Origin of the sequence: Candidatus Spongiisocius sp. (assembly GCF_965221825.1) — a bacterium.
Taxonomy (GTDB): domain Bacteria; phylum Actinomycetota; class Acidimicrobiia; order Spongiisociales; family Spongiisociaceae; genus Spongiisocius.
In genome coordinates this window covers 2,768,845-2,790,336 of the sequence record NZ_OZ244917.1, presented here as the reverse complement: position 1 = coordinate 2,790,336, position 21,492 = coordinate 2,768,845, and the positions used below count along the sequence as shown (strand labels likewise).

The following is a 21,492-nucleotide window of genomic DNA, read 5'->3' as shown; positions in this document are numbered from 1 at the left end:
CAGAAACGAACGGGCCGGCGCCCAGGACAACCCTAGGAACACTATGACACTGGCAAGCGCGGGGTATTCGGTAACCCTCCGACTGTACGCCCCACCGGACGATCAGCACGCCATCGGCCGTATCACCACCGCCATCGGGTCCTCCGGTGGGGTGGTCACGGCGCTCGACTTCGTGGAATCGGAAGCCACCCGGCTGGTGCTGGACGTCACGGCCAACACCCGCGATGACGACCACGCCGGCGAGATCGCCGACGCGGTAGCCGCGATCGAGGGGGTCACGGTCCACAAGGCTTCGGACCGCACCTTCCTCTTCCACCTGGGCGGGAAGCTCGAGGTCCAGAACCGGATCAGGCTTCGCAATCGTGACCAGCTCTCGATGGCCTACACGCCGGGAGTGGCCCGGGTCAGCCGGGCGCTCGCCAAGCGGCCCGAGGATGCCCGTAATCTCACCGTAAAGGGGAACTCGGTCGCCATCGTGACGGACGGGAGCGCCGTGCTCGGGCTCGGCAACATCGGGCCGGTGGCCGCCCTCCCGGTCATGGAGGGAAAGGCCGCCCTGTTCAAGCGCTTCGCCAACGTCAACGCCTGGCCGATCTGTCTCGACTCCCAGGACACCGACGAGATCGTGCGGGCAGTCGAGATGCTGGCCCCGGTGTTCGGCGGGATCAACCTCGAGGACATTGCCGCTCCGCGCTGTTTCGAGATCGAGGACCGGCTCCGCAGGTCGCTCGACATTCCTGTTTTCCACGACGACCAGCATGGAACGGCCATCGTGGTGCTGGCCGCCCTGACCAATGCGCTCCGGGTGGTGAACAAGAAGATGGAAGATGTGACGGTGGCCATGAGCGGGGCCGGTGCGGCGGGTGTCGCCGTTGCCAAGCTTCTCGAGGCGGCCGGCATCGCGGACATCGTGGCCCTCGACCGGGGCGGCATCATCAGCCCCGAGCGCACGTTCGCGGACGCCTCGAAGATATGGCTGCAAGAGAACACCAACCAGGAGGGCCGCAATGGTGGAATTCTCGATGCGCTGGAAGGCATGGATGTCTTCGTGGGCGTGAGCGGCCCTGACCTGTTCGACGCCAGGGAGATCCAACGTATGGCCCCTGACCCGATCGTGTTCGGGCTGGCCAATCCCGACCCGGAGTTCAACCCCCAGGTAGCGCTCGACTACGCACCGGTCGTGGCCACGGGCCGCTCCGACTACCCCAACCAGATCAACAACGTGCTGGCCTTCCCCGGGGTCTTCCGGGGAACCCTGGACGCTCGCGCCACGAAGATCACCGAAGCCATGAAGGTGGCCGCCGCCCGCGCCATCGCCTCGGTGGTACGACCCGAACAGGTCAACGCCAGCTACATCATCCCGTCGGTGTTCAACCCGGCCGTGGTGACACGGGTGGCCCAGGCCGTGGAATCAGCCGCGCACGCCTGAGGAAGGCACCATCCCGGCCGGAAACGGGAAATCGGCCCGCCGAGAACCGGCGTCCCCTCGGCCCTCCGGGAACGTCAGGAACACAGCACCACCAGCGGTGCGGAGAACCTCAGGAACAGAGCGTCACTGGTGGTGCCCTCTGCCCAAAGTTCGAGAAGTCGCGAAAACCGGCCCGGATCCTGGATTAGGTGGGAGGCCGAACGGGGATGCGGAGGCAGAAGGTGGAGCCTCGGCCCAGGCTGCTCTCCACTTCGATGCGGCCGTCGTGCAGGTCGGCCACATGCTTGACGATCGCCAGGCCGAGGCCCGTTCCGCCGGTGGCCCGCGAGCGCGCCTCGTCGACCCGGTAGAAGCGCTCGAAGATCCGCGGTAGCTCATCCGAGGGAATACCGGTTCCGTTGTCCGTCACCACCACGGTCGCCTCACCGTCGGCAGCACCTATGGCGACCAGTATCCGGCCATCATCCGGAGTGTGCCGAACCGCGTTCTCCAGCAGGTTCCGGCAGGCCAGCGCCAGGTAGGAGGGGTTCCCCATGACCAGGGTGGGCTCGGCCTCCCACTCGATCGAGGGGCGGGCAGCGAGGAACCGCTCCACCACCTCGCCCACCACTTCCGCCAGGTCACAGGCCTCGAACGGCAGGATGCCCGACTCGAGACGGGACAGGTCGAGGAGATCGGAGACGGTCCTCGACATCCGGACCGCGTTGTCGAGAATGCGGCCGGAGAAGTTGGAAACCACCTCCGGATCATCCTCGAGTGCTATCAGGACCGTCTCGGCCGCCGCCTTGATGGCTGCCACGGGTGTCTTGAGCTCGTGGGACGCCGCGATCACGAAGTCCTGGCGCATCCGGTCGATCCGCGATCGCTCGGTTATGTCGGACAGATGGAGCAAAACCAGCCCGTTGCCGGCGGGTCGGGCGGCAACCTCCATCACCCTCCGGGGCAGTCCTTGCGAGAACCGGGCCGACGAGGACCGGCCAGCCACCGCTTCCTCGATGACCTCCCGCACCGCGCCGGGCACGGGTGCACCGGCTTCGGTAACCCTCTCCCCCAACACCTCTACGGCAGCCGCGTTGGCGTACACGACCTGGCCCACCTCAACCGCTACCACCCCGACAGGCAAGGAAGAAAGAAGCGATCCGTATAGATCCCGACTCTCCGACAGCTCCACCCCATCCGCCTCAAGTCCATCGATCAGGCTCTCTGCAAGGCATCGCTCCTGACGATGAATCCGGTACTGAAGTATGAGCGAAGTCATACCCGCCGCCACCGCCGCCATGCCTACCCATGGCCACGGCGTGGGCGCCTGCAGGGTTGCAATCCCGGCCGTTATCAAGCCTGCCGCTGTAACCCACCGCGCGAGCACCGGACCGATCCGACGCGCGGCGGGAGGGACCGGGGAAGCCATCCGTTACTCCGCCCGGGAGAACGGAGTGGTCGCGGAGCGGCAGGGAACAGTCCAGAAAGGGACCACAGTCGAACCACAGCCGACCTCGGCCGGCCGGCGCCGTTTCGTGTCAGCCCTCAACGACGAACTTGTACCCCAAGCCCCGGACCGTGACGATCCATTTTGGAGAGCGCGGATCATCCTCGATCTTCTCCCGCAGGCGACGGATATGCACATCGAGCGTCTTTGGGTCGCCGAAGAAAGGTACCCCCCAGATGTCCTCAAGGAGGACCTGGCGGTGAACCAGCCTGCCCTTGCGCAGGAGCAGAGCCTCCAGGAGATCAAACTCCTTGGGCCGGAAGCCGACCAACGCACCGTTCACTCGGACCTCATGGCGATCCACATCCATCACCACCGGCCCGCCATCGAGCACCAGCGAATCGGGCGGACCGACACCCCGGGAGGCGCGGCGAAGGTTGGCGCTGATCCGGGACATCAGCTCGCGCATGGAGAAGGGCTTGGTCACGTAGTCATCGGCGCCGAGCTCGAGGCCGGCCACCACATCGGGCTCCGAGTCCTTGGCGGTGACTACGACCACCGGGACCTCGGACGAGGCCCGGATCTGCCTCAGCACGTCAAAGCCTCCCAAGCCGGGCAGCATCAGATCCAGAACCACAAGATCGGCAGCCTTGGCCCGGAAGGTGTCGAGGGCCAGGCGGCCGTCGTCGACCACCGTGACCTCGTAACCCTCCCGGGTCAGGTTGTAGCGGAGCGACTCCGCGAGGGTCTCCTCGTCCTCGACCACCAGGATCGATGTTGCGTTCATGCCGGTCTGGGCGTGGGTATCCAGCCCTCGGGGAACTCGTGCAGCTCGCCGGTCAGCAAGAACGCCACCTGCTCGCCGATGTCGACCGCCCGATCGCCGACCCTCTCCAGGGCCCTCGACACCAGCATCATGCGGATCGCCCACTCGAGCAGCTCGGGATTGGAGGCACAGGCGGCCACCTCCTTCCACATGTTGCGATTCAACCAATCGGCAGGATCGTCCAGTTCCGGCAGCCGGAGGGCGAGATTGAGGTCTCTCTTGACCAGCGCCTCCATGGCCGTCTCCACCATGGGCACCACGATCGACCGCATCTCCCGGATGTGCAAGAGGATGGTCCGGTTGGTGGGAAGGCCCGCGGTCGCCTCCACGATCTTGGCTATGTTGGACGCCTGGTCGCCCATCCGTTCCAGGCTGTGCCCGGCCTGGAGGATGAGCGACATCAGCCGCAGATCCGAGGCGACCGGAGTCTGGCGGGCCATCACCTCGTGCCAGCGCCGCTCCACCTCCACGTAGAGTCGGTCGATCTCGCGATCACCAAGGACCACCCGGTGGGCAAGCTCCGCATCGCCCTGCAGCAACGCTTCCACCGCGTTGTCTATCTGGTCCCTCGCCAACTCCGACATGTCGAGCAAAAGGACCTCGAGCTGGTTGAGCTCGGAATGGAAGAGGCTGCGGAACTCGGTCATCCGAACCGACCTGTGATGTAGTCCTCGGTCTCCTGGCGGGCGGGCTTGGTGAAGAGCGTGCCCGTGGTCCCCGCTTCCACCACGTACCCGGCGCGGTCGGAGTCCATGTTGAGGAACACCGTGTGATCGGATGCCCGGGCCGCCTGCTGCATGTTGTGGGTGACGATGATGATCGTGTAGTTGACCTTCAACTCCTGGATGAGTTCCTCGATCCGCAGGGTCGCAACCGGATCGAGCGCCGAGGTCGGCTCGTCCATCAGGATGATCTCGGGCTTTACCGCGATGGCGCGGGCGATGCAGAGACGCTGCTGCTGGCCGCCGGACAGCGAGTAGCCGCTCTCGTCGAGCTTGTCCTTCACCTCGTCCCAGAGGGCGGCCTGGCGAAGGGAGTACTCGACCAACTCGTCCAGGTTCTGCCTCATGCCGTTGATCCGGGCGCCCCAGGCCACGTTCTGGTAGATGGTCTTCGGGAACGGATTGGGCTTCTGGAAGACCATCCCCACCCGTTTGCGCAGCTCCACCGGGTCCACGGACGCATCGAAGATGTTCTGCCCATGGAACCGGACCTCGCCCTCCGCCCGGGCGCCCGGGACCAGGTCGTTCATCCGGTTGAGGGTTCGCAACAGGGTGCTCTTACCGCATCCTGACGGCCCGATGAGGGCTGTGATCTGGCGGTCGCGAAACGACAGGTTGACGTCCCTGACGGCCCGGAACTTGCCGTAATAGGAATTGAGGTCAACCGTCTCCATCGCGACGGTATAGGTAGCCACCTCGGTCGCGGTTCCCACCGGAACGTTCAAGTCGACGCTCTTCCTCTCGTTCACCACAGGCTTGCCCACGGTCGTCATGCTGTCCTCCGAGAATACTTGTTTCTAAGAATGACCGCCGCCGTGTTGAGCGTGAGGAGCAACACCAGCAGCACCAGGATGGCCGCGGCGGCGATGTTGCGGAACTCGTCTTGAGGGCGGCTGGTCCACTGGTAGATCTGGATCGGCAGCACGGTGAACTTCGAGAACGGCCCGGCCGGATCGGTGGTTATGAAGGTCGAAGCGCCCACCACGACCAGCGGGGCGGTCTCTCCGAGTGCTCTAGCGACCGCCAGGATGGTGCCCGTCAGGATGCCGGGCAGGGCGTTCGGAAGAACATGGGAGCGCACCGTCTGCCATCTGGTGGATCCCAACGCCATACCCGCCTGCCGGAGCGAGCCCGGAACGGCCCGGATCGCCTCCTGGGCGTTGATGATGATGATCGGCAGGATCAGCAGGCCGAGCGTCAGGCCGGCCGAGACGATTGTCCGGCCGTTGGCGGTCGCCTCGCCACCCGTCCCTAGGAACGAACCGCTGGTGATGACCTCCAGGGTCCGGACGAAGATCGCCAGCCCGAGCATCCCGTAGATGATGGATGGAACGCCGGCCAGATTGTTGATGTTGGTCTGGAGGATGGCTGTCAACCGGTTCTCACGGGCATACTCCTCGAGGTAGATAGCCGCACCCACCCCGATGGGGAAGGAGAAGATCAGGGTGATCAACACCACCCATAGCGACCCGAGCAGTGCGGTGCGGACACCGGCGATAGCGGGCTCGGGCGACTGCGGGCTGATCACGAAGTCCCACGAGAGCCAGGATCGGTACTCCAACTCCGCGCCCGGGTACTTCTCCGCCGCGTGTGCCTCGATCTCGTCACGGTTGAATGTGGACGAGAAGAAGGACCAGGTGCCGACGATGGTCGGCTCCACTACCCGCTCCACAACCAGCGCCTCCACATCGGAGTGGCCCCGGGCGGGCAGGTAGCACGCCGGCGGTGGCTCCGCTGTCATGCATAGATCGTTGAGAACGTAAGGATCCTCGAAGACCAGCCGGTGGTCGAAGAAGCGCTGCTCCCGCTCGAACCGGCGCCCCAGGTTGGTCGAGATCTCGGCCTCGAGGAGAGCTACCAGATCCTCCTTGCTTATGTCGCCGAGCGCAGTGTCCGCCTGGTATCCCCGGCTCGCCACCAGCTCGCTCGGGGACCGGGCGTTCTCCACAGCCACCAGGCCGAATGACGAGTTCAGGATCGTGACGATCAGGGTCACCAGAGCCGCCACCGCCACCATGAGGGCCGCCAGCAGGGCGAACCTCGCGATGAGCCCCCGGCGCTGCCGGCGCCGCATCTGCGAGGAGGATCGCAGGAGGTTTGAGGCCGTGCGCCCGGCTTCCGTACCCGACCGAGTCATTCGTACACCTCGCGGAAGCGAGCCACGAACCGGCGGCTCAGGATGTTAAGCGTGAGCGTTATGACGAACAGCGCCAGGCCGATGGCGAAGATGGAGTTGTAGTCGATCGAGTTGTAACTCAGGTCACCGCCGCTAATCCGGACGATGTGTCCCGTCATGGTCTCGCCCGCCACGAACGGGTTGAGGATGTAGCCGAACAGGTTGTCCTCGCCGAATGTGAAGTTCTTGGGCCCTGCGCCGGCCGCGATCGCCACCACCATGGTCTCGCCGATGGCCCGGGAGATCGACACCACGAAGGCCGCCGTGATGCCGGATAGAGCGCCGGGCAGCACCACCCGAAGCGAGGTCTCCAGCTTGGTGGCTCCGACCGCGAACGAAGCCTCCCGGAGCGACATCGGTACCGCGTGGAGAGCGTCCTCGGACATCGAGCTCACCAGCGGGATGATGAGGATGCCCACCACGATTCCGGCGGATGCGGTGTTGAAGATCTCCACCACGCCCACCCCGAGGACGGACCGGAGGAGCGGGGTCATGAAGGTGAGGGCGAAGTAGCCGTAGACCACCGTCGGAATGCCGGCCAGTATCTCGAGCACCGGCTTGATCGTCCCTCTAACGCGCGGGGTGGCGTACTCGCTCAGGTAGATGGCGGTGGCCAATCCCACCGGCAACGCCACCACCATGGCCGTTACCGACGTGGTCAGCGTGGACAAGACCAGGGGCCAGATGCCGAAGTCGAGGATGGCCGGCTGCCAGTGCGTGGAGGACAGGAACTCGGCCAGTGACGCCTCCTGCGACCTGAAGAAGAGCAACGCCTCATTGCCCAACTCGAAGACGATGCCAACCGTGGTGAGGATCGACAGGGCGGCTGCGATGAACAGCAGCCCCCGTATCACCGCCTCGCCGGGACGCCGTCTCTTGCGCAGGGAACCGGCCACCGGCAGGGCCTCCGATGTCACACGCGTTGCGATCTGTCCATCTCCCTTCCGCAGCCGAGACTACCCATCCCGGCATATCTCTCGACCGGTGGCCGGCCCATCATCAACTCGGCGGGAGGAAGCGGGCAGGCCGCCGGACCATCGGCCTGCCCGCTCGGGAGGACCGGCTTCCATGCATCCCCGCCGCCGGTCAGTCTTAAACCGCTTATAGGGCGGCGTTGAGTTCGGCGGCTGCGCTGTCGAGGACACTGTCGGGCGCCGGGAAGTACCCGACCTCGCCGATCTCCTCGTTCACGAACTGGAGCACGAAGTTCAGGAACGCACCAACCTGCGGCTTCTCCGCGATGATCGAAGCCGTCGAGTACATGAACAACGGACGAGCCAGCGGATAGGAGTTCGCGTTCACCGACTCCGTGGTCGGCTCGACACCCTCGACATCCATCACACTCAACCGATCGCTGTTCTCCGCGTAATACGCATACCCGAAGAAACCGACCGCACAAGTCGTCGACACATTCGACGGATCACAACCATCCCCCGAAATGCCCTGAACCAACACGTTGTCATCCTCCGACAACTGCGTATTCCCGGCCGCCAGGATCGGACCCTCATCCTCGTGGAACACTTCCTCGACGAAGTAGTCGAACGTCCCCGAATCCGTCCCCGGAATGAACCGCTGGATCGGATTCGCCGGGAACCCGGCCCGAACATCCTGCCAAGTCGTAGCCGTAGAGAACAACACCGCCAACTCCGCAACCGTCAAATCGGTAGCGAACGTATTCCCAGGCGAAACCGTCACCGCCAGAGCATCAGTCCCCACCCGGAACTCGATCGGATCCCGACCGATCGCCCGACACGACTCCACCTCCGAGTCCTTGATCGGACGCGACGCATTCGAAATATCCGACTCACCAGCCACACAGAACCGCTCGAAACCGGCGCCAGAACCGATCGAGTCGATCGTGATCAAACCCGAATAACCCTCATCCTCGAACCGAGCAGCCATCGCCTCCGCCAACGGAAACACAGTCGACGAACCAGCCACCGCAATATTCCCAGACACCGCCAACGGATCAACCGCAGGCAACCCACGACTACCGGACGAGGAGCTTGAGGAGCTGTCCGCAGCGTCGGAAGACCCGGACGATGAAGCCTGCGTGGTCGCAGCGGCTCCCGAATCGCCTGAGTCGCTCGGCTCGGCCGAGGAGGCCGCCTGGGTGGCGGCTGTGGTGGCGATGGTGGTCACCTGGCTTGAGGTGTCTCCCCCACCGCATGCCGCGGCAGCCAGCGCCACGACCACGAGTAGCCCGAGCGGGCGCCAGAACTTGCCGATTGACATCTAGGCTCTCCTAACCCTTGATTCACGCTGGAACGCTATGCCGTCAGGGTTAAGGGATCGCACTTCCAGGGTGAACGCGAGGTAAACCTTTACCCAGCCATCGGAATCCGGTCCCTCGGCTGATAGGTCGTCGGTGCCCCCGCCCGAACCGATGGCTCCCTGGTCTCGAGGGGAACCAGGGCGGGTCAATCAACTAGCAACTAGAACTAGCCCTAACTAGTGGGAGTGAGCGTGGGATGCCGCGTAGTAGGGGTTCTCGCCGCTCTGGTGGTCGGTGATGTCCACGATCTCCACGATCTCGGGGATGGCTTCACGCAGGATCCGCTCGATACCCTGGCGCAAGGTCTGGGCGGCCATCCCGCAACCCTGGCATCCTCCTCCCATCTGGAGATAGACCACGCCGTTCTCCTCGCCGACCAGGCGGGCCTGACCTCCGTGGGACGCGATCGCAGGGTTCACCTGGTGATCGAGGACCGTCTGCACCCGCTCGGCGATCGGACCGGTGAGGTCACCGGCGTCGAAGTCCGGAATGTCCGGCGACGGGTTGTTCGGATTGTCGATGGCCAGTCCAGGGGTCATGGGGTTTGAGGACATGGCCAGCCGGGCGCCGGTCATGTTCCCGGTGTCCGAAGCCGGGATAACGACCGCCAGCTCACCGTGGCGTTCGATATGATCGGACGGCTCCGCCTCGTCGAGCGGCACGAAGGACAGGGAGTATCCGAACTGGAGTCCCTGAACGCCGGTTATCTCGATCAGCAGTCCGTATTCCTCTTCGCCCGGCTCCTGATCACGGATCTCGATGATCCGCTCCAAGGCCTCTTCGCTGAAGGTCATCAGTGCGTCAGTAGTCATGGTTGACAAGGGTAGCCACCCGTTCCGGCAACCGTAGCCGTCGGGAGTCGGGTACAGTCCGCACATGAGCCTCCGAGCAGGCGCGGCCCGATCGTGGCGATCCGGAACGCTGACCCTCGTCGCGGCGATGATGGCTCTCGGCGCCGCCTGCTCCACATCAGGCAACGAGGTCGTGTTCGAGGGAAACCCGTCCGCGGCGGCAACCACTATCGCTACGGCGGACGGCACCGATCAGGCCGCCGCATCCCTGCCGGCCACCACCGACGCAGGTCCGGAACCCACCACCACCGCCACCGCTGCGGGGACCACCACGACCACCATGGCAGCCGCCACACCCACCATCCCGACCGGGTTGGAGCTGTCGGATCGCGGCGTAGAGGCGCTTACCGGCCCGGTGCTGGTCGACGGGCGTTTCGGCGGAGGCGTCACCGTCCTCGGCCCCGGGGCGGAGCGGAACGAGCTGTACGTGGAGACAGCAGATGGTTACCTGGCCCAGCCCAGCTGGTCGCCTGACGGCAGGCTGGTGGCCTTCTCCCGGGCCTCAAGTACCGGCAACTGGCTGGGCATCGGTCCCGGAACCGGAGGATCCCTGGTCACATACGAGACACCGTTCGCGGCGTTCTACATCCACTGGAGTCCGGACGGTCGCTCCGTGGCGATGCTGGGAGCCGCCGATTCCAAGGTTGCTCTCGCCATCCTCGACCTGGAAACCGGGGTGGTGGAGATGGTGGACGCCGCCGTCTCCTACTACTTCCACTGGTCGCCGGACAGCTCGCGGGTGCTGACCTACCTCGACAACTCGCGGCTCCAGATAATCGAGGCCTCATCCGGACAGATCACCCCGGTAGCGACCTTCGACTTCATCTGGTCCGCCTACCAGGCGCCGTCCTGGATGCCCGATGGTGACTCGATCGTGTACGTGCGTCCCGCCGAGGACCAGAGCGAGGGAGCCCAGGACGAACTGGTAATCCACGACCTGGAGACCGGCCGGATCGACGTCATCGGAACGGGGGCCGGCTTCTTCTCCTTCGCGGTGTCTCCCGATGGAACGCTGGTGGCCTACTCACTCCACAGCCTGGCCGATACCGCCTCCATGTACCTGGTCGAGCCGGATAGCGGTGAAGTGGCGGAAGTCGACGCCCCGAACACCGTGGCCTGGCAGTGGAGCCCCGACGGACGGAAGATCCTCCTCCTCGGAATAAACGAGGAGCGCCGGCTCTCCATGGACGTGTACCAGGACGGCGCCATCACCGCATACCCGAGCATCACCCCCTCCGAGAACTTCCTGCGCAGCTACATCCCATTCTGGAATCAGTACGGCCACAGCCACACGCTCTGGGCGCCGGACAGCTCGGCCTTCGTGTACGCCGCGGCCGACCGGGGGGAGGACTACGTCTTCCTCCAGCCTCTCAAGGAGGAGCGTCCCGTCCTCCTGGGCGCCGGATCCATGGCAGTGTTCTCGCCACGGACCTGAATGGCCGTCATTCATGTGTTCGTCGGGGGCGATCCGGTCTCGCCGGAACGGATCGACGGGCTGGGATCGGCCGACCTCGTCATAGCCGCCGATTCGGGCGCCGACATCGCCGCCGGCGCCGCTGTGACCGTCGACATCCTGGTGGGTGACCTCGACTCGATCTCCAGAAGAGCCTTGGACCGGATCTTCGACGGCGAGACCGTCATCGAAGCCCACTCACCCGACAAGGACGCCACCGACCTGGAGCTGGCGCTGGAGGTTGCGCTCCGCTCCGACCCGAGCGCGATCGTGTTCGTCGGAGGCGGGGGCGGGCGCCTCGACCACCTGCTGGGCAACGTGGGGGTGATCGGGAGCCCGGCGGCCCGGCACGTTCCGGTCAATTGGGTCATGGAGCGGGAAACGGCCTACGTCGTCCGGGGTGGCAGGACGATTCCCACCTCGCCGGGGGAACTATTCAGCCTCATCCCGATCGGCAAGGACGCCCACGGCGTGCATCTCGAGCACGCCCGATGGCCGCTCCACGACGCCTCGCTCCGGGTTCACGGCTCGGTGGGGATCAGCAACATCGCACTGGGTCAGGAGGTCGAGATCGAGGTGGGCGAGGGCACCGTTCTCGCCATCTTCAATCATCTAGCTTCATAGACCTCGCGGTTGGCGCAATACGGCATCCGTCGGCCCTCCAAGGCAGCCACGAGGTTGGACGCCGCCCTTTCCGCCATCTGAACACGGGTACGGACGGTGGCGCTCCCGATATGCGGGACGATGAAGCAGTTGGGCAGCGCCACCAGGGGATGATCCGCCGGGATGGGTTCGGGATCGGTCACATCCAAGCCGGCGGCGGCGATCGTCCCGCCGGCGAGCGCCTCTACCAGCGCGTCCGTATCGACGACCGGACCCCGGGCCGCGTTCACGAGCGTGGCAGTCGGCTTCATGGCCGCCAGAGCATCTCGGTCGATCAGGTGGTGCGTGCCCGCGTGAAAGCTGGTCACCACTACCACATGATCCGCCTCCGCCAGCAGATCGGGCAGGGTGCGGTACTCCACTCCCAGAGTCTCCTCGGCACGGCGGTCCCGGCTCCGCTTGGTGTAGAGCATCCGCATGCCGAACCCCGCACCTCTCCGGGCGATGGCCTGCCCGATACGCCCGAGACCCACGATGCCCAGGGTGGATCCAGCGATGTCCTGGCCCACCAGCGCCATCGGATCCCACTCCCCCCAACGGCCCTCCACCACATCCTCCAGACCCTCCCTGAACCGGCGGGCAGCCGTGATCAGCAGACCGAACGCGGTGTCGGCGGTGGTCTCGGTAAGGACTTCGGGGGTGTAGCCCACCGGGATGCCCCGAGCCGTACAAGCAGCCAGGTCGATGTTGTCCACGCCCACCGCCATCTGGCTGATGGCCTCGAGGCGTCCGGCAGCATCCAGCAACTCCGTGTCGATGCGGTCGGTGAGCATGCAGTAGAGACCGTCGGCCTCACGCGCCCGCGCCAGCAACTCAGCCCTCGGGATGGCCCGATTCTCGGGAAAGACCCACACCGCCGCCACTGCCCCGAGCATCTCCACGACGGCCCCGGGCGGTTGGCGGGTGACCACCACGTGCGCGCCAGTCATATCCACGGCCACCTGGCCCCGGTGCCAGCGCCCCGTCCCGACCGCACGGAGTGCTCAGTCGTCGTAGAGCTCTTCGATCTGGCGGGCGTAGCGCTCCAACACCACCCGGCGCTTCATCTTGAGTGACGGTGTGAGCTCGCCGGTCTCGGCAGACCATGTCTCCGACACCACCGTCCACTTGCGAGCCTGCTCCACCCGTGAGACCCGGGCGTTGGCCGACTCCACCAACCGGTCAACCTCCTCGAGCACCTGCGAATGGCGGGAAAACTCGTCGAGGCTGCGGTACTCCAAGCCCTGGCTCTCGGCCCAGCCCTCCGCCATGTCGGCGTCGAGGGCCACCAGGAGGGTCAGGTAGCGGCGGCCGTCGCCCACCAGGCAGGCCTGGGAGATCAGGGCATGCTCGTTGATGAGGTTCTCCAGCCGAGCCGGCGCCACGTTCTTACCACCCGCGGTGATGATGATCTCCTTCTTGCGCCCGACGATGGTGAGGAAGCCGTGGTCATCCAGGCGTCCCAGGTCACCGGTGTGCAGCCATCCGTCCTCGCCGTACGTGGCGGCGGTCGTCTCCGGGTCCCGGTAGTAGCCGCCGGTGATGAGTCCGCCCCGCATCATGATCTCATCGTCATCGGCGACGGCCAACTCCACTCCCGGCATGGCCCGGCCCACGGTCCCGATCCGGTTGGCGCCCGGCACGTTGGAAACTCCCGGACCGGAGGACTCGGTCATCCCGTACAACTCGAAGACCGGCAGGCCGATACCCCGGAAGAAGAGCAACAGATCCGGCGATATCGGCGCTGCGGCCGAGATAGCCAGCTTCAGCTCGTCCATACCGAGGCCGGTCCGGAACTTCTTGGAGAACAGGATGCGATCGAACAGCCGGAGCTTCAGGCGGTCGACCAGCCCGAGATGGCGGCCCTCCTGCTCTGCCCTTTGGGATTCGACAGCAAGCTCGATGGCGCCGAGCGCCAGAGCCCGCCGCCGGGCGTTGGGCTCGGCGTTGACCCGCGCCATGAGACCGGCGTGGAACTTCTCCCAGACCCGGGGCACGGCAAAGAAGACATGCGGCCGGGTCTCCTGAACCGCCGCCGCCACCTCGGTCAGATCCGGGATGTAGCGGACGCTTCCGACCCACCACATGCTGACGTAGTGGCTGGCCATGCGCTCGCCGATGTGCGCCAGGGGCAGGTAGGACACGAGTCGCACGTGATCCGGCAGGGAGTAGGTGCGAGCGACGCACTCGAGCGTCCACAGCACGTTGCGATGGCTGATCATCACCGCCTTCGGGACTCCGGTCGTGCCGGACGTATAGATCAGGGTCGCCAGATCGTCCTGCGCCACCGCCGAGGAAGACCGCTGAACCAACTCCGGATCCCCCGCCAGCGCCTCCCGGCCGGCTGATCGTAGAGCGTCCCAGGAGAGGATCCGCTCGTCGTCACTGTCTGAGGACGGCTCCATCACGACGATATGGGTCAGGTTCGGCAGGTCCTCCCAGACTCCTTGCCAACGCTCCAGGTACTCGGCGTTCTCCAGCACCGCCACCCGGGCGGAGCAGTGATCGGCGATGTACTGTATCTGCTCGGCGGCAAGGGTGTTGTACAGCGAAACGGGAACGGCGCCCGCATGCAAGATCCCGAGGTCGGCGATCACGTGCTCGGGACGGTTGCCCCCCATGATGGCGACGAAGGCCCCGGCCTCGACTCCGAGCGTGCGCAACCCGGCGGCCACCTCCACGACCTGGCCGTGATACCCGGACCAGGTCAGGGTGCGGGTCTCATCACCGGCCTTCCAATGGACGGCCGGCTGATCGGCGAACCGCTCGGCGTTCCGGCGGAGCAGTCCGACCAGGGTCATGTCGCCGATTGCCGCCTCGATGGCCTGACGCTGGTGTTCGACTTCGCTGTTCATTACTGCCTCCCCGGAGAAATACCCGCCGTCGCGATGTTACCGAGCCACCGGCGGCGACGCGAACAAATGGAGGCACTGTTTCGGGAGTCGCCATTGCCGCCATGAAGTTCCCGTCCCTGGGAGGACCTCGCGCTCGGCGCTGCTTTATCCTGTGTCCGATCATACGCAGGGACAGTGGTGGAACAGGTTTCATTCACCCGGATGGAAGACGGCACGAAGGAGGATTACCAACTCCTTGAGAGGCTGGAACACCGCCTCCACACCGATTACGTGGACCGCCTTCTCGAGTGGGTCCAATGGAACGAGGGAGACACCGGCTACCGGATCAGCCGTTTCGAGCACTCCCTCCAGTCAGCGAGCCGTGCCTACCGGGACGGCAAGGACGAGGAGTTCGTGGTGTGCTGCCTGTTCCATGACATAGGTGACCTCATCTCCCCCTACAACCACAGCCAGGTGGCGGCGGACATACTGCGGCCCTACATATCCGAGAAGAACTACTGGATCATCAGGCACCACGGCCTCTTCCAGGGCTACTACTACTTTCACCACTACGGCCGGGATCGCAACGCCCGAGACAGGTACAAGGATCACCCGTGGTACGACGACACGGTGGAATTCTGCGCCCGATACGACCAGAACTGCTTCGACCCCGGCTACGAGTCCTTACCCTTGGAGTTCTTCGAACCGATGGCGCGACGGGTGATCTCGACCCGCCATCACGACACCCCTTGACAGGCATCCACGTCCGCGCCGGGAAACGGAACATCGGCGCCGGTCGGACCGGATCCGTTCGACGAGAGGCTGCGGTTACCGCCTACCCGGGTGCCCGCTGTCCGCCGGGAGCGCGATCGAGACGCGCTCGGCCGCCTCAACCACGAGAGCGGCGATAGCGTCCCGGTCGGACGAGCCGGGGAAGCGGTATGACGGGCCGTGGACGTGAATCGCCCCGAGCACCCGCATCCGGCCGTCGTAGACAGGCGAGGCGACAGAACTGATCCCCTCGACGAACTCGTCCATGACCCAGGCATAGCGCTTGGTACAGATCGACTTCAGGCGCTTCCTGATCAGCCGGGGGTCAGTCACCGTAAACCGGGTATAGGACTCGGGGTCGGCGGCGATATAGCTATCCAGTTGGTCGGGTGGCCAGTGGGCCAGGATCACCAGCCCGGACGGGACCACATGCATGGGGAGGAGGGTGCCGGTCCAATCCCTCACCACTACGTTGTTGACAGCATCCTCCTGAGCGATGTAGTGAACCCGGTTGCCGTCAGGCACGGCAAGCCCGGCGTCCTCTCCCAGTTCATCGGCCAGTACCTTGAGATGGGGCCGGGCACGAGCCACCAGCTCGACCCCCCGGCCCCTGCCGGCCGAGAGACCAGAAAGGCGAGGACCGATCCGGTAGGTGGAACCGGGCGAGATCCGCTCCACGGCGCCCAACTCCACCAGGGTTTTGACCAGCCGGGCCACGGTGCTCTTAGGCATCCCGACCCGCTCGGCCAGCTCGGTGATACCCAGGTCGGAAGCCGAGATGGCATCCATGATGGTGAAGGCCCGATCGATCGATTGCACCTTGCCCATTGCCGGATCTCCCGATGCCGAACGTACCACCCCGCGTGGGGAACGTACCACATCGTGGACCGTGACCGCATCGAGAAACTCGGCACATGACCGGACCGGCAGGATTGAACCGCGGGAGTCTCGGTTAATCTAGGGATGTGGACAATGTATGGGATAACTACCATGGACAACGAATACGGCAATGACGATGCTGTTGCCTGTGCCTCCTGTGGTGACCCCCTCGATCCCGACGAGGGCGACAACTTCTGCGCCAGCTGTTCCTGGCTGGTTCTGAGCGCCCGGAAAGGCGGCACCCATGGCCACTCCGCACATCTCAGCGCCGGATGACGCGTTTGCCGGCTCGATCCTGCTACCCGGCGACCCGCTCCGGGCCCGTTACATCGCAGAGACGTTTCTAGAGGACGTAGCCGAGGTAACCGCTGTTCGTAACATGCTGGGGTTCACCGGCACCTACAAGGGAACTCCGGTGTCCACCATGGGCACCGGCATGGGAATGCCGTCAGCATCGATCTACATCACCGAGCTGACCCGCTTCTACGGCGTGCGCCGGCTGATCAGGGTGGGAAGCTGTGGCGGGATTTCCGCCGACGTGAAGATGAGAGACGTCATCATGGCGATCGGCGCCGGCACCGATTCCGGGATCAACCGAACCCGTTACAACGGCTGGGACTACGCAGCCACCGCCAGCTTCACCCTTCTCAGGGCGGCCGCCGATGCCGCCGACGGAATGGGGATCGACACCCATGTCGGCAACCTCCACTCCTCCGATCTGTTCTACAACAGCTACACCGACGCCTTGGCGGTCTGGCAGCGGATGGGGGTGCTGGCGGTGGAGATGGAGGCGGCGGCGCTCTACGCCATCGCGGCCGAGGAAGGTGCTCAGGCACTCGCCATCGCGACCGTCTCGGACCACCTCGTGACCGGGGAACAGACCTCGTCAGCCGAGCGGGAGGGCACGTTCGACCAGATGGTGAAGATCGCGCTCGAGGCGATCCACAACCTGGAAGGGGTCCAGCCGGCCCCGTAGAGTCGGACCAGGCCCGCCGGAGAGCCGGGTTCCGGGTTTCAGGCTCCCCAGCGCGTCACCATGACGAGGACAGCGAAGGCCAGCACGGCCGTATCGACCCAGCCCACCAGGCTGGAGCGACGTGACAGCGCAGCGGCCTGCTCGTGGTCAGCCCGCTCGTATGCGGCTGCGATCCGTCTCCCGTTCGGGCCTATGACGGTCATCGCCAGCACCGCACCGATCACGACGGCCAGGATGCCTACCACGACGAACGGATCGGACATGCTGTAGGCGCCTTCCGCCAGGCCGACCAGGCCGAACCCTGTTACGAACACCACGATCGCGGCCGGAGTGTGGATCACCCGGCCCATGGAAACGGTGAGGCGGTGCCAGGCGGCGGCGGTCTCGTCGTCCTTCCTGGTCAGGGGACCGCGGGCGAAAGCCCGGACCAGGTTGGCGCCGAACCAGGCCGCCACGCCCAGGATATGCAGGAACTGCATCAACTCGAACATTGGGACTCCCTTCCGCGCTCTTTGACCAGGCTAGTGGTGACCTCGGAACCCCTGCCGGTTGCCGGTGAATTCGGAGCGCCGACCGATTCCCCGACACCGGGCGTCAGGGGTTGTCCCGCCCCGTGGTACGGTGGCGGGAGGATCGAGGAGGTACGGGGTGCAAGACCCTGGGTGAGACACTATCCTACCGGTCGGGTGCCCTGGGGCCGCAGCCATCGGCGTCCCTCTGATCGAGAGGCGAAACGACGTTGAGTCCTCCGTAGGCGACTCGAACCAACACCCTCAACCGTGTACCAGTGGCAGACATTCGATAGAGTGGAGAACTCGGGCAACTGATGCGTGCCGATTCCTGCTAGGAAGCGTCGACACCAAACGATCCAGGAAAGGGTAACCATGGAAATCAACACCGAACGGACCGACGGGGTGCTCGTGATCAACGCCGAGGGCCGGATCGACGGATCGAACTCCGCCCAGTTCCTGGAGTCCATTCAGGCGGTGGTCAACGACGACGATAACGGAGTCGTTCTGGATTTTGGCGGCATCAATTACATCAGCAGTGCCGGCCTGCGGGTAATCCTGCTACTCGCCAAGGAACTCCGCCAGAAGCAAACCGGGTTCGGGGTGTGCTCGCTCTCCAGTTCAGTCAAGGAGATCTTCACCATCAGCGGGTTCGACCAGATCATCGCCATATTCGACTCTGGAGCCGATGCTGTCAGCTCGCTCAAGTAGGAAACGGGCAAACCCTGTTTCGGTGACCGCAATACCCGGCCGTCCGGCACTCCCCGGATAGCGAGAATCATCGAGGTTGAGTCATGGCATCGGAAAAGCGATCCCGCCGGTCTGGCGAATCAGGCCCTGAGTTGGGCCACACCTACCCGTACAAGATACTGGTCGTCGACGACGAGCCGGACCTGCAGCCCCTCATGCTGCAGCGGATGCGCCGTCCCATCCGTTCCGGTAAGTACGTGTTCACCTTCGCGCAGAACGGAGTCGAGGCCCTCCAGAAGCTGAACGCCGATCCGGACATCGACATGGTGGTGTCGGATATCAACATGCCACAGATGGATGGCCTGACGTTGCTGGAGCAGATACCGAGCGTCAATCCGAACATCCGCTCCGTGATCATCTCCGCCTACGGCGACATGCAGAACATCCGCACCGCCATGAACCGGGGGGCCTTCGACTTCGTTACCAAGCCGCTCGACTTCAAGGACCTTCGCCACACGATTGCCAGAACCCTCCGCAACCTGGTGGAGTGGCGCGAGGCTCTCGCCTCTCGCGATCAGCTGGTCGTGCTTCAGAACGAGCTGGACGTTGCCAGCAAGATCCAGCAGTCCATCCTGCCGACCGAATTCCCGCAGCACGAGAACTACGGGATTCACGCCAGCATGGAACCGGCCCGCAACGTCGGCGGAGACTTCTACGACATCCTGATGCTGGAGCGGGATCACATCGGACTCGCCATCGCCGATGTCTCCGACAAAGGCGTGCCCGCGTCGCTGTTCATGATGTCGAGCCGGACCCTCCTCAAGGGGACCGCCATCGGGCTGCCGCAGCCCGGGGATGTCCTGTCCGATGTCAACGATCTCCTGTACGAGGAGAACGAGACCGCCATGTTCGTAACTGTCTTCTATGCGGTGTACTCGCCGATGACCGGCGAATTGACCTACGCGAACGGCGGCCACAACCCTCCCCTGCTTATCCACGCCGATGGAAGCTCGGAGTTCGTCCCGCAGATCGGCGGGATCGCCCTGGGAATCGCTCAAGGAATACCCTTCCCGCAGAGAACACTGACCTTGCAACGCGGCGACACCCTCCTGCTGTACACCGACGGCGTCACTGAAGCCATGAATGCCGAGAGCGAAGAGTTCGGCGTGGAGCGCTTGCAGACGATCTTCCGGGACACCCCGCCCACATCCGCCCAGGCCACCAACGATGCCGTCTTCGCAGCAGTGCACGCCTTCGCCGGTGACACGCCCCAATCGGACGACATAACCTGTCTGTCCATCTCCAGGGATTAGGAGGGATAGCGATGACCTCGCGCTCGCTGGTCCTGGACTTCGAGCAGGGTAAGCAGCAGACCAGCGCCGATATGCTCGCCGGAATCTCCGCTCAGGTCGAAGCCATGGGAGAGGAGGACGACTGGTCTCCCAAGTTGCTCTACCTGGTCCAGCTATGCCTGGAGGAGTTGGCGCTCAACGCCATGACCTACGGTCGCCAAGGGGGCCTTTCCGAGCTCCAGGTATCGATCAGTCCCGGCGTTGAGGAGATCGTGGTCGAGCTGCACGACAACGGCGCTGCATTCGACCCGACCAGGGACGCGCCGGTTCCCGACCCCGACGCGTCCATGAATGATCGGCCGGTGGGCGGTCTGGGGCTCTTTCTCATCCGGGAGATGGTGGACGACCTCGCTTATCGAAGGGAAGAGGGTTGGAATCATCTGACCATCACCATAGGGCGAGCCCAATAGGGGGTTCTGACCGGGTGGCGGACAGGAGGCGCCGGCCACGTGCCCTTCGGGCTATCGGTTCCGGCATTCTCGGCCTCGTGCTGGTCAGTTGCGGGTCCTCCCAACCAGGCGGAGACGGGTCGAACACCGATCCCACCACAACTTCCTCCGCTACCACGGTCGCTCAGAGCCAGGGCACTCCCGGCGTGGACGACCAGCGGGTCCTATTCGGTCAGTCGGCGGCTCTCAGCGGCCCGGCACAGGAGTTGGGGTTGGAAATGAGCCTGGGGATCAACGCCGCGTTCCACGAGGCGAACTCGAATGGTGGGGTGGGTGGTCGCCGGCTGGAGCTGATCACCCTCGACGACACTTACGAACCGGGACTGGCCATCGCCAACACCCTCCAGCTCATCGAGGACGAGCAGGTATTCGCCTTGATCGGCGAGGTGGGAACGCCCACGTCCCGTTCCGCCACGCCGGTCGCCGCCGAAGCGGAGGTCCCCTTCGTGGCGCCCTTCACCGGCGCCGCCTTCCTGCGGTCCGAGAGTTGGAGCAACATCGTGAACCTCCGGGCTTCCTACGCCCAGGAGACGGAGGAGATGGTGGCCCGCCTGACCCAGGACCTGGGTATCCAACGCATCGCGATCATGTACCAGGACGACTCGTTCGGCAGGACCGGACTGCAGGGCGCCCAGGCAGCACTGGAGCGGCGCAACATGCAGCCCGTGTCGGTGGGGATCTACCCTCGCAACACGACGGCCATCAAGACCGGCCTCATCGATCTCACCCTGGGCAATCCCGAGGCGGTCATCGTGGTCGGCGCGTACCGGCCTGTGGCAGCCCTGATCGCTTGGTCCAGACACATCGGCTTCGATCCCATCTTCATCACCATCTCCTTCGTGGGAAGCAACGCCCTGGCCAGAGAGCTCGGCCCCGACGGCAAGGGCGTGTTCGTCACCCAGGTGGTGCCGTTCCCCACGGATACGTCCATACCGGTCGTAGCCTCCTACATCGACGCCCTGGCAGCCTACGCCCCGGATGCGTCGCCCAGCTTCGTGTCGCTAGAGGGCTACCTGTCGGGACGGCTGGCCATCATCGGCCTGGACGCATGCGGACTCGAGCCCACCCGTGCCTGCTTCCTGGAAGGCCTACTGGACGGCGGCGCCACAGACATCGACGGGTTCCCCCTCGCCTTCGGCCCGGGTGACAACCAGGGTTCGGACCGCGTCTTCCTTACATTCATCAACAGCGAAGGCCGGTACGAACCGGCGCAAGAGATCAAGAGGATATAG

General features: G+C 64.9%; 22 protein-coding genes. 10 read left to right on the top strand and 12 right to left on the bottom strand.

Translation table 11 applies throughout. The features are described 5' to 3' along the window. Positions 1 to 43 precede the first annotated feature (43 nt). Entirely contained in the window at positions 44 to 1,429 is a 1,386-nt protein-coding gene (locus tag ACOQPD_RS12950) for an NAD-dependent malic enzyme (RefSeq protein ID WP_420612373.1), read from the top strand. Between the two features lie 184 nt (positions 1,430 to 1,613). Here the strand turns inward: ACOQPD_RS12950 and ACOQPD_RS12945 are convergent, their stop codons facing one another. From ACOQPD_RS12945 to ACOQPD_RS12910, 8 genes are all read right to left on the bottom strand, one after another. Beyond that, positions 1,614 to 2,837, bottom strand: a complete 1,224-nt coding sequence (locus ACOQPD_RS12945; protein ID WP_420612372.1) for a sensor histidine kinase — start codon at positions 2,835 to 2,837, stop codon at positions 1,614 to 1,616. A 109-nt stretch (positions 2,838 to 2,946) separates the two neighbouring features. Further along, the gene (locus tag ACOQPD_RS12940) at positions 2,947 to 3,642 is read right to left on the bottom strand and encodes a response regulator (RefSeq protein ID WP_420612371.1); all 696 of its coding nucleotides are present in this window, start codon (positions 3,640 to 3,642) and stop codon (positions 2,947 to 2,949) included. Further along, on the bottom strand, positions 3,639 to 4,328 hold the full coding sequence (gene phoU / locus ACOQPD_RS12935; RefSeq protein WP_420612370.1) for a phosphate signaling complex protein PhoU: 690 nt from the start codon (positions 4,326 to 4,328) through the stop codon (positions 3,639 to 3,641). The genes ACOQPD_RS12940 and phoU overlap by 4 nt, the downstream gene beginning before the upstream one ends. Next, on the bottom strand, positions 4,325 to 5,176 hold the full coding sequence (pstB, locus tag ACOQPD_RS12930) for a phosphate ABC transporter ATP-binding protein PstB (protein WP_420612369.1): 852 nt from the start codon (positions 5,174 to 5,176) through the stop codon (positions 4,325 to 4,327). Before pstB ends, phoU begins: the two co-directional genes overlap by 4 nt. Further along, the gene (gene pstA / locus ACOQPD_RS12925) at positions 5,173 to 6,477 is read right to left on the bottom strand and encodes a phosphate ABC transporter permease PstA (protein ID WP_420612368.1); all 1,305 of its coding nucleotides are present in this window, start codon (positions 6,475 to 6,477) and stop codon (positions 5,173 to 5,175) included. The genes pstB and pstA overlap by 4 nt, the downstream gene beginning before the upstream one ends. A gap of 59 nt (positions 6,478 to 6,536) precedes the next feature. Beyond that, entirely contained in the window at positions 6,537 to 7,481 is a 945-nt protein-coding gene (pstC, locus tag ACOQPD_RS12920; RefSeq protein WP_420614390.1) for a phosphate ABC transporter permease subunit PstC, read from the bottom strand. 199 nt (positions 7,482 to 7,680) lie between these two features. After that, positions 7,681 to 8,814 carry a PstS family phosphate ABC transporter substrate-binding protein gene (locus ACOQPD_RS12915; RefSeq protein WP_420612367.1) on the bottom strand — a complete coding sequence of 378 codons (1,134 nt, stop codon included), beginning with the start codon at positions 8,812 to 8,814 and terminating at the stop codon, positions 7,681 to 7,683. A gap of 216 nt (positions 8,815 to 9,030) precedes the next feature. Further along, complete coding sequence (locus tag ACOQPD_RS12910) at positions 9,031 to 9,666, bottom strand: NifU family protein (RefSeq protein WP_420612366.1); 636 nt, start codon at positions 9,664 to 9,666, stop codon at positions 9,031 to 9,033. A 64-nt stretch (positions 9,667 to 9,730) separates the two neighbouring features. Between ACOQPD_RS12910 and ACOQPD_RS12905 the strand changes: the two genes are divergently transcribed. Next, a complete protein-coding gene (locus ACOQPD_RS12905; protein WP_420612365.1) occupies positions 9,731 to 11,140 on the top strand; it encodes a hypothetical protein in 1,410 nt (469 codons plus the stop codon). Continuing rightward, positions 11,141 to 11,782, top strand: a complete 642-nt coding sequence (locus ACOQPD_RS12900; protein WP_420612364.1) for a thiamine diphosphokinase — start codon at positions 11,141 to 11,143, stop codon at positions 11,780 to 11,782. On the opposite strand, the gene ACOQPD_RS12895 is transcribed toward ACOQPD_RS12900, so the two are convergent. Both ACOQPD_RS12895 and ACOQPD_RS12890 read right to left on the bottom strand, forming a co-directional pair. Beyond that, positions 11,767 to 12,750 carry a 2-hydroxyacid dehydrogenase gene (locus ACOQPD_RS12895; RefSeq protein WP_420612363.1) on the bottom strand — a complete coding sequence of 328 codons (984 nt, stop codon included), beginning with the start codon at positions 12,748 to 12,750 and terminating at the stop codon, positions 11,767 to 11,769. The two genes, ACOQPD_RS12900 and ACOQPD_RS12895, sit on opposite strands and share 16 nt — an antisense overlap. Positions 12,751 to 12,804: 54 nt before the next feature. Continuing rightward, positions 12,805 to 14,655, bottom strand: a complete 1,851-nt coding sequence (locus tag ACOQPD_RS12890; RefSeq protein WP_420612362.1) for an AMP-dependent synthetase/ligase — start codon at positions 14,653 to 14,655, stop codon at positions 12,805 to 12,807. 201 nt (positions 14,656 to 14,856) lie between these two features. Between ACOQPD_RS12890 and ACOQPD_RS12885 the strand changes: the two genes are divergently transcribed. Continuing rightward, entirely contained in the window at positions 14,857 to 15,387 is a 531-nt protein-coding gene (locus ACOQPD_RS12885; RefSeq protein ID WP_420612361.1) for an HD domain-containing protein, read from the top strand. Between the two features lie 75 nt (positions 15,388 to 15,462). Here ACOQPD_RS12885 and ACOQPD_RS12880 read toward each other — a convergent pair whose 3' ends face one another. Further along, the gene (locus tag ACOQPD_RS12880; protein WP_420612360.1) at positions 15,463 to 16,233 is read right to left on the bottom strand and encodes an IclR family transcriptional regulator; all 771 of its coding nucleotides are present in this window, start codon (positions 16,231 to 16,233) and stop codon (positions 15,463 to 15,465) included. A gap of 144 nt (positions 16,234 to 16,377) precedes the next feature. Here ACOQPD_RS12880 and ACOQPD_RS12875 point away from each other — a divergent pair, with 144 nt between their 5' ends. Further along, positions 16,378 to 16,560, top strand: coding sequence for a hypothetical protein (locus tag ACOQPD_RS12875; RefSeq protein ID WP_420612359.1), 183 nt, complete (start codon positions 16,378 to 16,380; stop codon positions 16,558 to 16,560). Then, positions 16,529 to 17,260: a purine-nucleoside phosphorylase gene (gene deoD, locus ACOQPD_RS12870; RefSeq protein WP_420612358.1), complete on the top strand. Its 732-nt coding sequence runs from the start codon at positions 16,529 to 16,531 to the stop codon at positions 17,258 to 17,260. Before ACOQPD_RS12875 ends, deoD begins: the two co-directional genes overlap by 32 nt. Before the next feature lie 38 nt (positions 17,261 to 17,298). Here deoD and ACOQPD_RS12865 read toward each other — a convergent pair whose 3' ends face one another. Then, complete coding sequence (locus ACOQPD_RS12865) at positions 17,299 to 17,751, bottom strand: DUF2269 family protein (protein WP_420612357.1); 453 nt, start codon at positions 17,749 to 17,751, stop codon at positions 17,299 to 17,301. Between the two features lie 393 nt (positions 17,752 to 18,144). Between ACOQPD_RS12865 and ACOQPD_RS12860 the strand changes: the two genes are divergently transcribed. The 4 genes from ACOQPD_RS12860 to ACOQPD_RS12845 all read left to right on the top strand — a co-directional run bounded on the left by ACOQPD_RS12860 (position 18,145) and on the right by ACOQPD_RS12845 (position 21,492). After that, positions 18,145 to 18,480 carry an STAS domain-containing protein gene (locus ACOQPD_RS12860; protein WP_420612356.1) on the top strand — a complete coding sequence of 112 codons (336 nt, stop codon included), beginning with the start codon at positions 18,145 to 18,147 and terminating at the stop codon, positions 18,478 to 18,480. Between the two features lie 83 nt (positions 18,481 to 18,563). Beyond that, a complete protein-coding gene (locus ACOQPD_RS12855; protein WP_420612355.1) occupies positions 18,564 to 19,772 on the top strand; it encodes a PP2C family protein-serine/threonine phosphatase in 1,209 nt (402 codons plus the stop codon). Positions 19,773 to 19,783: 11 nt separating this feature from the next. After that, positions 19,784 to 20,221, top strand: coding sequence for an ATP-binding protein (locus ACOQPD_RS12850; protein ID WP_420612354.1), 438 nt, complete (start codon positions 19,784 to 19,786; stop codon positions 20,219 to 20,221). A 14-nt stretch (positions 20,222 to 20,235) separates the two neighbouring features. Further along, positions 20,236 to 21,492 (top strand): ABC transporter substrate-binding protein, encoded by a 1,257-nt coding sequence (locus ACOQPD_RS12845; RefSeq protein WP_420612353.1) that lies wholly within the window; start codon positions 20,236 to 20,238, stop codon positions 21,490 to 21,492.

Excerpts from the sequence above, each read along its gene's own strand:
- ACOQPD_RS12890 (WP_420612362.1), bottom strand. The coding sequence starts at position 14,655 with ATGAACAGCGAAGTCGAACACCAGCGTCAGGCCATCGAGGCGGCAATC.
- ACOQPD_RS12855 (WP_420612355.1), top strand. The coding sequence starts at position 18,564 with ATGGCATCGGAAAAGCGATCCCGCCGGTCTGGCGAATCAGGCCCTGAG.
- ACOQPD_RS12865 (WP_420612357.1), bottom strand. The coding sequence starts at position 17,751 with ATGTTCGAGTTGATGCAGTTCCTGCATATCCTGGGCGTGGCGGCCTGG.
- ACOQPD_RS12915 (WP_420612367.1), bottom strand. The coding sequence starts at position 8,814 with ATGTCAATCGGCAAGTTCTGGCGCCCGCTCGGGCTACTCGTGGTCGTG.
- ACOQPD_RS12880 (WP_420612360.1), bottom strand. The coding sequence starts at position 16,233 with ATGGGCAAGGTGCAATCGATCGATCGGGCCTTCACCATCATGGATGCC.
- ACOQPD_RS12850 (WP_420612354.1), top strand. The coding sequence starts at position 19,784 with ATGACCTCGCGCTCGCTGGTCCTGGACTTCGAGCAGGGTAAGCAGCAG.
- ACOQPD_RS12900 (WP_420612364.1), top strand. The coding sequence starts at position 11,141 with ATGGCCGTCATTCATGTGTTCGTCGGGGGCGATCCGGTCTCGCCGGAA.
- ACOQPD_RS12945 (WP_420612372.1), bottom strand. The coding sequence starts at position 2,837 with ATGGCTTCCCCGGTCCCTCCCGCCGCGCGTCGGATCGGTCCGGTGCTC.
- pstA (WP_420612368.1), bottom strand. The coding sequence starts at position 6,477 with ATGCGGCGCCGGCAGCGCCGGGGGCTCATCGCGAGGTTCGCCCTGCTG.
- phoU (WP_420612370.1), bottom strand. The coding sequence starts at position 4,328 with ATGACCGAGTTCCGCAGCCTCTTCCATTCCGAGCTCAACCAGCTCGAG.
- ACOQPD_RS12895 (WP_420612363.1), bottom strand. The coding sequence starts at position 12,750 with ATGACTGGCGCGCACGTGGTGGTCACCCGCCAACCGCCCGGGGCCGTC.
- ACOQPD_RS12910 (WP_420612366.1), bottom strand. The coding sequence starts at position 9,666 with ATGACTACTGACGCACTGATGACCTTCAGCGAAGAGGCCTTGGAGCGG.
- ACOQPD_RS12860 (WP_420612356.1), top strand. The coding sequence starts at position 18,145 with ATGGAAATCAACACCGAACGGACCGACGGGGTGCTCGTGATCAACGCC.
- ACOQPD_RS12950 (WP_420612373.1), top strand. The coding sequence starts at position 44 with ATGACACTGGCAAGCGCGGGGTATTCGGTAACCCTCCGACTGTACGCC.
- ACOQPD_RS12875 (WP_420612359.1), top strand. The coding sequence starts at position 16,378 with ATGTATGGGATAACTACCATGGACAACGAATACGGCAATGACGATGCT.
- pstB (WP_420612369.1), bottom strand. The coding sequence starts at position 5,176 with ATGACGACCGTGGGCAAGCCTGTGGTGAACGAGAGGAAGAGCGTCGAC.
- ACOQPD_RS12940 (WP_420612371.1), bottom strand. The coding sequence starts at position 3,642 with ATGAACGCAACATCGATCCTGGTGGTCGAGGACGAGGAGACCCTCGCG.
- ACOQPD_RS12905 (WP_420612365.1), top strand. The coding sequence starts at position 9,731 with ATGAGCCTCCGAGCAGGCGCGGCCCGATCGTGGCGATCCGGAACGCTG.
- ACOQPD_RS12885 (WP_420612361.1), top strand. The coding sequence starts at position 14,857 with ATGGAAGACGGCACGAAGGAGGATTACCAACTCCTTGAGAGGCTGGAA.
- deoD (WP_420612358.1), top strand. The coding sequence starts at position 16,529 with ATGGCCACTCCGCACATCTCAGCGCCGGATGACGCGTTTGCCGGCTCG.